This is a genomic window from Sorangiineae bacterium MSr11367 (genome assembly GCA_037157805.1).
GTDB lineage: Bacteria > Myxococcota_A > Polyangia > Polyangiales > Polyangiaceae > Pendulispora > Pendulispora rubella.
On sequence record CP089983.1, the window covers coordinates 3,038,449 to 3,049,295 of the forward strand.

Sequence of the window (10,847 nt, forward strand, 5' to 3'; positions counted from 1 at the left end):
CCTGGGCGCCACGATGTCGAAATGATGTCGAGCGCGGTTGGTGGCGCGTCAGATCCCGGGAAATCCGGCGTTTCGAAATACATCGGAGCGCGCGGCAGATGTGCCTTCGGTGTATCAAACGCGCCAAGCGCCTTGGTACACGCGTACCAAACCGGTACACCGCCGGTACACCTAAGCACCCGGCGAGGGAGTACACACCTGGAGGTGGGTCTGGTTTGACGCCCGAGGATGTACACCTCCAAGAGTGCGACCGGGTGAAAGACCGCGCAGTGCACACTTTTGCCTGAAGCGCGATAAAGGCTGGAATTGCGGCGCGGTCCTGTCATGGTCCAACGTGCACGGATCCTGGCCATGACGAGGCACGACGAACACGAGCAACGCGCACGGAGTGTGGACTTGTTGGAGGAGTCTGCCCGTCTGGTGGATGACGAGTTGCGGCAGGCCCGCGCGCAACTCCGTCCCGATCGGCGAGCTCGAGAAGGGAGTACCTTCGAACGCGACGATTTCGTCGCCTATCGCTACCGCATCGTGCGCCTCGTCGCAAAGGGCGGCATGGGCGAGGTGTACGAAGCCCACGACCTCGAGCTGGGGGAGCGGATTGCGCTCAAGGTCGTTCGCCAGGAGCGCCACGAGAAGACGCGCGTCTTCGAGCAGCTCAAACGCGAGATCTTCCTCGCCCGCAAGGTGACGCACCCGAACGTGTGCCGCATCTTCGACGTGGGCTTCCACCTCGTGGCCCGCGCCGGCGGCGAGAAGCGCATTCCGTTTTTCACCATGGAGCTGCTCCAGGGCGAGACCTTGTCCGCGCGTCTGAAGCGCGTCGGGCCGCTGGACCCGCGCGAAGCCATCGGGTGCGTTCTGCAAATGATTGGCGCACTGGGCGCCGCGCACGCAGTGGGCATCGTGCACCGCGATTTCAAGAGCGCGAACGTGTTCCTCGAAGACGCGCATTCCACGGGCGATACGGGCGAGACCGCGGACACGGGGCAGAGGCGGCGGCCCCGGGTCGTGGTCACCGATTTCGGCTTGGCCAAGCTCACCTTGCCGGCGAACACCCCCGAGTTCGTGCGCACCGGGACGGGCCGTCTGCGCGGGACGCCCGCGTACATGGCGCCCGAGCAGATCGAGTGCCGCCCCGTGTCGGAGGCCACGGACATCTACGCGCTGGGCGTGGTCATGTACGAAATGCTCACGGGCGTGCGTCCCTTCTCGGGCGACGTTTCGCTTGGAGCGGCCGTGGCGCGCCTCGATCAGCCGCCGGTGCCGCCGCGCACCCTGCGCAAGGAGATCGACCCTCGCCTCGAGGCCATCATCCTGCGCTGCCTTTCGAGGATGCCGGCGGACCGCTTTGCCAGCGTTCATGACCTCGGTGTTGCGTTGACATCGTTGTCGCGCGGGCGCCGCCGCTGGTCGCGGTGGTCGGCCCCAGCGCTCGTGGTGTGCGCGATGGCTGCGCTGGCGGCCGGTGGGATCGCCGGGCGCGATTACCTTCGCCCCATCCCCATGGCCGCGAAGAGCGTGCCGAGCCCCGTGGGAATTCTCGCCGAAGGGGATGGCCGCGTCCGGCGTTCCCTTCCGCGCCTGCCCGAGGCCGCGCGGCACTACACAGCGGGACTGGCCGCCGCGCGCGATCTCGATGCGATCTCCGCGCGTGAGCACTTCGAGCATGCGGTGGCGCTCGAGCCGGGGCATGCGCTCTCCCATGCCGAGTTGGCCGAGACGTACCGCAAGCTCGGCTACGGTGCGCGCGCCGCCGCCGAGGCGAAAACGGCCTACGGGCTCGCGGGTCCGCTCTCGCGCGAGGAGGCGCTCTTGATCGAGGGGCGCTACGACGACGCCATCGGCGAATGGCAGAAGGCCGTCGACGTGTATCGCACCTTGTTCGAATTTTTCCCCAGCAGCGTCGAATACGGATTGGCCCTCGCGCGCGCGCAGGAACGCGCAGGCAAGCTCGACGAGGCCCTGGCCACGGTGGCCAAGTTGCGCGCGGTGCCGCATGCCATCGCGCCGGCCGTGGACATCGACGAGGCCGAGGCGGCCATGGCTATTGCCCTCTCGGACTTTCGGCGCGCCGAGATGGCTCGGTTGCGCGCAGCGACGATGGCCGAGGCGCGCGGTGCATGGCGCAGCGCCGGTCAGAACCGCTACCTCCTGGCCGGCATTTTGGCCGCCCAAGGAAAGACGGAGGCGGCGAACGAGCACCGGCGCGAAGCCGTGGCCATGTTCGAGCGCGCCGGCGACCGAACGAGCCTCGCGGCCGCGTTCCTTGCGTCTGCGCGCGAGTGCGAAGAGGAGGGCGAGTTCGACCTCGCCCTGGACATGTACCGCGAGCTTCAAGAGCAGCACCGGCAGGCCGGCGACATGCGGGAGGTGGCCCTGTCCGCGTACGACGCGTTCCGCGTTTTGTGGAAGCAGGGGCGGCTCCACGAGGCGCTCGATGCGGTCGAAGAGTCGGTGGCCATCGGGCGCGGTATCGGCGATCCAGAGCTGGGCGGCCGCTTGATCGACGTCGCCGACGCGCTCCTCAACGCGGGCGATCTCGCTGGGGCCGCCGCGTACGTGCAAGATGCACTGGATCTGGCGACGCGGTTTCACAATCCGGGGCTGGCAGCACTCGCCATGGAGGTGCGCGGCGACATCCTCCGTCAACAGGATGACGTCGCAGGTGCGATGCGCATGCAGAAGAAGGCGCTCGACACGGCCCAACGTGCGGGCCGTCGCAGCGCCATTCTCTGGCTGGAGCTCGACGTGACCGAGCTTCTGCTCGACCACGGAACCTTGGAGGCGGCGGAGCGCGCAGCCTCGGGGCTTCTCGCGCGGACGCCTCCGCACAAGAGCCTCCAGCTGGCCAGCGCCCAGTTGCTTCGCGCCCGGGCGCTGCTCGGCCTCGGACACATCGACCGCGCCAAGGCCGCACTCGATCGCTCGAAGGACGTCGCGCCCGGCAGCCGTCGCGGCGATCTCGTGCTCACGCAGCGCCTTCTGGACGCGCGCATCTTGGCCATCTCCTCGCCCGATCGGATCGGGGTTGCCCTGGCCAATGTCGAGGAAGTCATCGCCCGCGCGCACGCCCTCGGTTTCTTCACCATGGAGCTGCAGGCGCGCTTCACCGCGGGCGAACTCGAGCGTCAAGCGGGCCACGCCGAACGCGCACGCACCCGCATGCGCGAACTGGAGCACGATGCGCGCGCCCGCGGGTACGCGTACTGGGCCAAGCTTGCTAGCGCGGCGGGCCGCCAGGTCGGTTGAAATCCCACGGGGTCGCGAGTACGTCGCATTCGCCCGTGAACACCTGCATGGATCCATCGGCCGCACCTTGCGCGGCGGTGCTGATCGTTCCCACGAAGGCGACGGGCGATTCCATGTAGCCGAGTGTCTGGCACATCTCGTCGCTCCACCCCCAGCCCAAGGTCTGATCGGTGTTGTTCTCGTATTCGCAGCCCACCGTCAACCCGGCGGCGCCGGTCATGTCGAACGGCGGATCGAAGGCGCGCCCGTACGCCTCGTAACCGGCGCTCTGATCGACGTCGAGAATGGTCTCACCGTCCCGCGTCCCGCCGAGCGTCTTCACGTAGAAGCGTTTTCCGTACCCGTGAGTATGGGGAAGGATGTAATGGATCTTCGGCGTGAACGGCGTGCCGTTGGCCTGAAAATCCTTGTCCAGCGGACAATGATTCACCAGCCGGGTCTTGGCGCGCGCGAGCACGTTGATGGCGCGGTCGTCGACTTGGAAGGGGACGAGCTGCACCTTCACATCGTTGGGGTTCATATCGTAAATCTTGAGCGTCAAGCTGCCGGTGACGGCCTTCGCCGTCGCATTCAGCAAATGGATATCGCTGATGATGCGCGAATAGGGCGGAATACGCACGGCCGCGTCCTTGCGGAACTTCTGCACCTGGTGGGGCGCTTGCGTGGATTGCGCGAGCAGCACGCCGCCGAGAAGGGCGCCTTTGATTTCGTCGTAGCTCCGCTCCGCGCAATCCCACGTGCCGTCCGGCCCCGCGAAACGGTCGTCGGGCACGAAGGTCCAAATCGAGTGATGCGACTCTTCGTTCTGCTCGAGTTCCACTGCGTTGACGTAAAGGGGCTCGGCGTTGTTCAACGTCCAACTCTGGCACTTGCCCCGATATTCCGTGTAGGGCGGAATGGTCCATGTTTGGAATTGATGCTGCATTTTCGGCGCGCCCAAATTCTCGCAAGCGCCCGACGACGACGCATACGAGCCTGCCGGACACGTCTCGCATTTCGTGTCCGAGTTACCCGCGACGCAGATCATCTGGCGCGAGTAACAGAGACTCGCCTTCGTCGCGTCGCAGGCCGCGGGCGGCTGGCTCGGGCTGTCGCTGCTGCTGCATGCGGCGACGCCTGCGAGACCAAGTGCAAGCACCACGGCAAAAGCCTTGTTCAACATGGTTTATCCCTCATGCGAAGAAAATCGATTGGAAGCTGGGTGGTGCCGCGCGTGGCCAAGTCCGCCAGCGCCTCCCCGAGAACGGGAACGAACTTGTAGCCATGTCCGGACAGCCCCGCGGCGAACACCACCTGCGGGAATGCGGGATGCGCGTCCACGATGAAATGCTCGTCGGGTGTCATGGTGCACATGCACGCCGATTGCGCGAGCGGCGTCCGCGATACGCCGTGAAGGTGCTCGTCGATGAAGTCGCCGATGGCCTCGAGCTCGTCCCGCGCGAGGGCGTGATCGAGCTGCGTTGGATCGGCGACCTTGGTGCGCTTGGCCCTTCCCGCGACCTTGATCCGGCCGGCCACGGGCCCGGGTACTCCAAAGAAGTAACCGCGCTCGATGTCGAAAATGAAGCAAGGCGCGTCGGCCTCCCACACGGGACTCGACGCGAACCAGGCCTGCGGAATGCGCTCGACGACCAGCGGCAACCCCAGGGCGGCGAGCAGGTCGGCGCTCCACGCACCGCCGGCGATCACCAACGCGTCACCGAGGTAGCGGCCCTTCGGCGTCGTTACGCACACGCCGTCGTCTTCCGTCGCGTGCCACGCCAGGGCCGGCTCGTCGAAGTGCAGCTCGGCCCCGGCCTCGCGGGCCAAGTCGCAGTGGGCGCGCACGCTCTCTTCGACGAGAAGGTAGCCCGCGTCGGGCTCGTAGTTCATGCCCGCGGCGTCCGACACCAGGACCAGCCCGGTGCGACGAAACAGGGGATGGCCGGCGTGTCGTTCGAGCGCCTGCCAGCCTTCGAGGCTGCGATCCAGCAAGGGGCCGTAGCCTGGGTGATCGTACGAGCGGCGGAAGATGCGTGTCTCGCCGTGCGAGCTTCCGCGATCGTGTGCAACGCCAAAGCGCTCGAGCCCGAGAACGCGCCGGCCTTCGCGCCGCGCGAGATGATACGCGGCCGCCGCGCCGACACCTCCCAGGCCGAGGACGATGACGTCGAACGCTTTCATGGCCCTTCGGAACTTGGGGCGTAACCGCCGGCCAGCGTCGCTTCGTACATGATCCATTCGGAGCGCGACGCGCCCAAGTTGTCGTAAATCTTTCGCGCCGTCAGGTTGTCGGGCTTGGTGAGCCAGCTGGCATTCGGGTACCCGCGGTCGCTGGCGTAGCGCAGCGCATGGAAACCGAGGCCCGGGCCCACGGATCGGCCCCGTTCACCGGGCACCGCGTACAGATCATTGAAGGTGCATGCCGTGCGCGCGGAGAGCGAGGACGGAATGAAATACAGTGTGGCGAAGCCGAGGATTTCGTCGCCGTCGAAGGCGGCGAAGAGGATGCCCATCGTATGGTCGTCCAAGTACCGTGAAAAATAGGTGCGATTTCGCTCGGTGTCCGGCGTGCAGCCGTAGAAGCGCTGATAATCCGCAATGAGCGGCAACACCTTTTCGAAATTGTCCCGTGTGACGGTCTCGATCGTGATGTCCTTGATGCCCATGGTTTCTCATTCTTGCTTGGAGAGGATGTGGAGGTTCAGCGAGGCGCCACGCCGATGACGCCACCGCCGGCGGCAAACTGGACGGAGCTGCCCTTGGTGTCTGCTTTGGCCAGTGGGTATCCGAAGCGCACGATGGACGTCTGCACGGACTTGAGCGCCGCGTCGCTGCCCAACATGGCCGAAATGGCCTCTTTCTTGATGACAATCGGGTCGTAGCCCAGGAACGTGCACACGATGGCGCCCGACGTGGCCGACGGCTCGTCGAATTTGTCCGGCGCATTCCGATTGGCAATGATGTTCACCGCGGTGACCAGCCCGCAGCTGTCGCACGCCTTCATGTGGAGCGTCGTATCCTTGGTCGGATCGTACTTGACGGTGGCCAGATCTTCCTCGACCTGCGCGCTGTCGACCGAGGTGAGCTCGGCGGCCGTGTCGATGGATCCGATATCGCTGCCGCCAGCGACCTTCACGTGGATGATCTGCTTGTCCTTGGTGAGCTGCGCATCGCCCCGGTACGGCGTATTCACGGTGGCACCGGGTTTCCCATCTTTGAGCGGGCCGTAGCCGCATTGGTAGAGCGACAATCCCGACGTGCTCATGGGCACGCAATTGATTTCCTTGGGCGCCGCCGTGCCGTCGAGGAAATTGGCCTGCGAGTAGTCGGTGATGGTGATGGTGCCGGCATTGGAGTCGCTTCCCAAGTTCTGCCCTTCGCCGAAGTGATCGGCGTAGCACCCAAAGAGACCCGTGCGGCCGTCGTACTGGTGCTTGAGCGCGCCCAGGGCGCTGAAGCCCACCACGGGCTTCAAGACGCGCACGGGGGTCGGCGTACCGCCGATGCTCACCTTGGTGCTCAAGTTGACCAGAATGGCATTGCCACCAAACTTGGTCCCGGCATCCGTTCCAGCGTCGGAGCCCGGTCCGCTGTCTTGGCCGGGGCTCCCGGAGTCGGCCGGGCCGGGATCGCTCTTGTTGTCGTCACCGCAGCCCACGATGGCCGCGCATAGTGCGAAGGCGCACGCACCCAAAATGGATACTCGCATGATCGATTTTCCTAACGTTAAGGTGTCGCTCGAATGAACGTTTCAAGTTTTGAGACTTCGTCGTGCTGGAACCGCGGCAGCGAGAACGAACCGGCGGGACCGGCGCGATGTGTGCTTCAGCTGCTTAGGATCGCCATCCCGTCTGGCGATCGTCGAGCAACGAGCGGACTAAGGCGCCGGCCTCGCCGGGATTGTTCCGCTGCCGCTGCTGGACATCGAAGTACTTTGTGATTCTGTCACGATCGATTCGACCTTTACGTTATCTCGGTGAAGTACGAAGCCGCGCCGAGCTGGCGCGTCTTCTGTCCCGGCGGCACCCACGAGAGGTGCACCTCCCAGCGGTGCTCGGAGAGCGGTGCCGAGTAACCGAGGTGGCCCCAGAGTCGTGCGGCGAAGTCGGGAAGCATGGGCGCGGCGATCTCCGCGAGCACTTTGGCGGCGAGCAACTCCAGCGCGGCGGCGGTGCGCCGTTCTTCCTTTCGGGTCGGTACCCGCCGCCACACCGTTTCTGCTTGCCCGAAGCGCTGCGCCTCGCGCGCGAGCTCGCAGAGCACGCGCGCGCCGCGTTGCGGTGAGAAGGAGCTGGCTTCGTACGACGCGGCGGCCGCATCGCGGAGCTCTCCGAGTCGATTGTAGAAAGCACGGTGTTCTGCCGTCCAATCGCCGGTGGATGGCACGACGCCCTCGAAGTCGGCGGCGATGCGCTGGCCCAGGCTCTCGAGCCAAGGCTGCCACACGCCCACCAACTCGCGCTCGCACGTCGCCTTGAAGTCCTCGCGGGTGAAGTTCGTCGCTTCCACTTCGGGCCGGGTGTACGAAAGGTAAAAGCGCACCATGTCCGCGGGCACTTGGGCCGCCAGCTCGCGCGCCCAAATGGCGTGGCGGCGGCTGGTGGAGAATTTGCGCCCGTCCAAGTGATAAAACTCGTTCATCAAGTACGCCGACGGAAGGCGCAGCGTCGGATCGAAGGCCATGAAGAGCGCCGGCAGAAGGACGGCGTAGAAGAAGCCATTGTCGAATCCGAAGCACTGAACGATGTTCCCGTCGTCGGATTTCCAGTAATCCTCCACGCTGGACAGATGGCGGGCGTGCGCCAAATAACGTGCCGCCATTTCGCACCACACAAAGATGCATTGATCTTCGTAGCCCACCACGGGAACCGGAATGCCCCAATCGGTCACGTGGGTGACGGCGATGTCGGGCAGCCCCGCCGCCATGGCCTGCTCGCAGAGTGACCGCAGGCTCGGGTTCATGGCCACTTTGCGATGGAATTCCCGCAGCGGTTTCTCCCACCGGCTCAATGGAAAGAAGAGTCGTGCGGTGGGCCTGAACACCGGGGCACTACCGCATTGCGTGCAACGCGGCTCCAGCAAGTCGGCGCAGTCGTTGGGGCGGCCGCATTCCTCGCAGATGTTCCCGCCCGACGGCGCATGGCAGTGCGGGCAGCGCCCGCCGATGTACGCCTCGTACAAATAGCGATCGCACTTTTCGCACCAAGGCGAGTCGGCTTCCTTTTCCAGCAAATGGCCATGCACCTTGAGCCTGCGGAATAGGTCCTGTGCCAGGCGCCCGTGATGCGGCGAGGCATTCGGCCGGACGAATTGGTCCAGTTGAATGCCCATCTCCGTTAACGTCGTCAAAATATCGTGTGACAGCAAATCGGCCGACGCTTGTGGCCCCATACCGAGACGCGCCGCGTTGGTCTTCACGTAGCTCTGGTTGTCGTCGCTGCCCGAGATGTACCGTGCGTCGACGCCGCGCAACCGCAGGTAGCGCGCATGAATGTCGGCGGCCAAATACGGCCCGGAGATGTGCCCCACGTGCAAGTCGCCATTGGGCGTGGGGGGCGCCGCGGTGACCATGGTGCGCCGCGGCCGATGGTTGGGCGCGGGCCTCTCATGGGCCCACAATTGCAAATCTTCCCACCATACCGTCAGGAAGAGCAGCTCCTCCGCATCGCCGGTGTTGACCAACGTATGCGATTGAAACGGCGGCTGGTACAGCACGTCCCCCGCCTGGACGTCGTAGACCTCGTCGCCGATGCGCATGACGCCCCGCCCTTTGGCGATGAAGAACGTCTCCGCGTCCTGGTGGGCGTGGTGCTTCGTTTGCTCGCCGGGGGCAACCACCGCCCACGCGGCCCCGAACGGGGGCTCGACCACCCCTTGCCATGGATAGAGCGATTGAACGCGAATCCCGTATGCCGACTGCAATTTGGACGAATCCAGCCTTTGAATGCTCATCGTTCCCTTCGCCGCTCAATGCCGGGTGTGCCCGAACGCGTAATTGGCCGAGTTGAGGTGCTCCGCGTGCGACTGCGATTCCAGGATGGACTGAACGATGTCCCCCGCGCGCACCGACAAAAGCGAGAGCACCGTTTCCGTGACGCCGTGCGTGGCCTCGGCGAACCCCTGGAGGAAAATGCCGGCCTCGAACCCCGATTCCGTCGCCACCCGGTAATTTCGCTCCACTTTGTAGCTGCCGTCCGCCTCGCGCTCGATGAACGGCGAAAGCTCGCGCAAGAGCGGGTGCTCCAAGCGCCATTCGTAGCCGGTGCACATGAGAACACCGTCGGCCTTCATGGTGACCACTTCGTTGGTCGTCAGATCGCGGAAGCGCGTCATGACCACGTCGTCGGTCTCCAAAAGCTGCTCCAGTTCGAGGAAGCCCCGAACGCGCGCCCGGCTTCGCCCGGCCACCTTCTCTTGATAGAGCGTATTGTAAATGCGGCGGATCAGGTCCGCGCTCACCACCCCGTAGTTCACGTCCCTGCAGTGCCCCAGCACCCGGCGGCGGACGGAATCGGGCAGGTCGTAGACATAGCCGACCATCTCGGGGTGGAATATTTCATTGGAAAAGTGACTGTCGTCGATCGGCTTGTAAGACAGTCCACGGATCGTTGCCGTCACGTCGGCATTCGGATAGTGCGTCATCAAATAGTGGAATAGTTCCGCTCCACTCTGGCCGCCTCCGACCACCACGAATCGATAGGGGGCATTCGTGTCCGGATAGTCCGATTTGAGCTTTTGCAGCGTTTGCGACGAGTGGAAGGTACGCCCGCCGGGGCGAAGCTGAATTCCGTCCGGAACCGACGGAACGCCGCCCGTGGCCAACACCACGTTCCGCGCGAGCCGGTAGGCGGCCTCGCCCGTCTTGGCGTCGTGATACGTCACGCGAACTGCCTTGATTTTCCCTTCGACCCGCACCGGATCGATGGCTAGCACCTCGCAGCCGTGGCTCACGCGATCGTGCAACTGCTGGGCGACCCAAACGAGATAATCGTTGAATTCGACGCGGGTGGGATAAAGGTCGCGAAGATTCAAAAACTCGAGAAGACGGCCCTTGTTCTTCAAATAATTGAGAAATGTGAACGGGCTGCAAGGATTTCGTAACGTTGCGAGATCCTTCAGTACCGATACTTGCAATACCGACCCTTCGAGCAGCATTCCGGGATGCCATGCGGCGGACGGTTTTGCGTCCAGGAATAGACGCCGAAGACTTACGCCATCACGTTTCACCGCCTCGTCTTCGAGTGCGACGGCCAAAGCGAGATTCGCCGGCCCGAGGCCGATTCCTACGACGTCATAGACGTCGCCTTTTTCGAGAATAAGCGACATGGAGCAACCCTTCTCTTGTTGTCCTGCTCGTGCTTCGCGTTGGATCGATTGCAGAAGGCACGGTCCCGCGGCATGAGCCACTCGAGTGCCCCCCCTCGCCCGGGTACACGTCGGCTCCCGAGCACTGCGTTACGTCGGCTGGATTGGAGCGGGTCGAATGCTGGTAACCCTGACCGCTAGCAGTCGGGTGGCGGATCGGTCCGCCGCTCCAATCCAACTTGGTAAGTTGCGGAATTAGCGGCCGCAAGAGGACACGATCGCGTCCACCATCACGTCATCCACCGTGTCTG

7 protein-coding genes are annotated in these 10,847 nt (G+C 64.6%); 1 reads left to right on the top strand and 6 read right to left on the bottom strand.

The features are described from left to right. The first annotated feature begins 351 nt into the window (after positions 1-351). Positions 352-3,249 (top strand): protein kinase, encoded by a 2,898-nt coding sequence (locus tag LVJ94_12245; GenBank protein ID WXB07998.1) that lies wholly within the window; start codon positions 352-354, stop codon positions 3,247-3,249. Here LVJ94_12245 and LVJ94_12250 read toward each other — a convergent pair. The 6 genes from LVJ94_12250 to LVJ94_12275 form a co-directional block, all read right to left on the bottom strand. Then, positions 3,221-4,411 carry a hypothetical protein gene (locus tag LVJ94_12250; GenBank protein WXB07999.1) on the bottom strand — a complete coding sequence of 397 codons (1,191 nt, stop codon included), beginning with the start codon at positions 4,409-4,411 and terminating at the stop codon, positions 3,221-3,223. The genes LVJ94_12245 and LVJ94_12250 overlap by 29 nt on opposite strands. Then, positions 4,405-5,412, bottom strand: a complete 1,008-nt coding sequence (locus tag LVJ94_12255) for an FAD-dependent oxidoreductase (GenBank protein WXB08000.1) — start codon at positions 5,410-5,412, stop codon at positions 4,405-4,407. The genes LVJ94_12250 and LVJ94_12255 overlap by 7 nt, the downstream gene beginning before the upstream one ends. Next, positions 5,409-5,897 (bottom strand): GNAT family N-acetyltransferase, encoded by a 489-nt coding sequence (locus LVJ94_12260; GenBank protein WXB08001.1) that lies wholly within the window; start codon positions 5,895-5,897, stop codon positions 5,409-5,411. Before LVJ94_12260 ends, LVJ94_12255 begins: the two co-directional genes overlap by 4 nt. A gap of 35 nt (positions 5,898-5,932) precedes the next feature. Beyond that, entirely contained in the window at positions 5,933-6,940 is a 1,008-nt protein-coding gene (locus tag LVJ94_12265; protein ID WXB08002.1) for a hypothetical protein, read from the bottom strand. Between the two features lie 254 nt (positions 6,941-7,194). Continuing rightward, entirely contained in the window at positions 7,195-9,183 is a 1,989-nt protein-coding gene (locus LVJ94_12270) for a class I tRNA ligase family protein (GenBank protein ID WXB08003.1), read from the bottom strand. A 15-nt stretch (positions 9,184-9,198) separates the two neighbouring features. After that, a complete protein-coding gene (locus LVJ94_12275; protein ID WXB08004.1) occupies positions 9,199-10,557 on the bottom strand; it encodes a lysine N(6)-hydroxylase/L-ornithine N(5)-oxygenase family protein in 1,359 nt (452 codons plus the stop codon). Positions 10,558-10,847 lie beyond the last annotated feature (290 nt).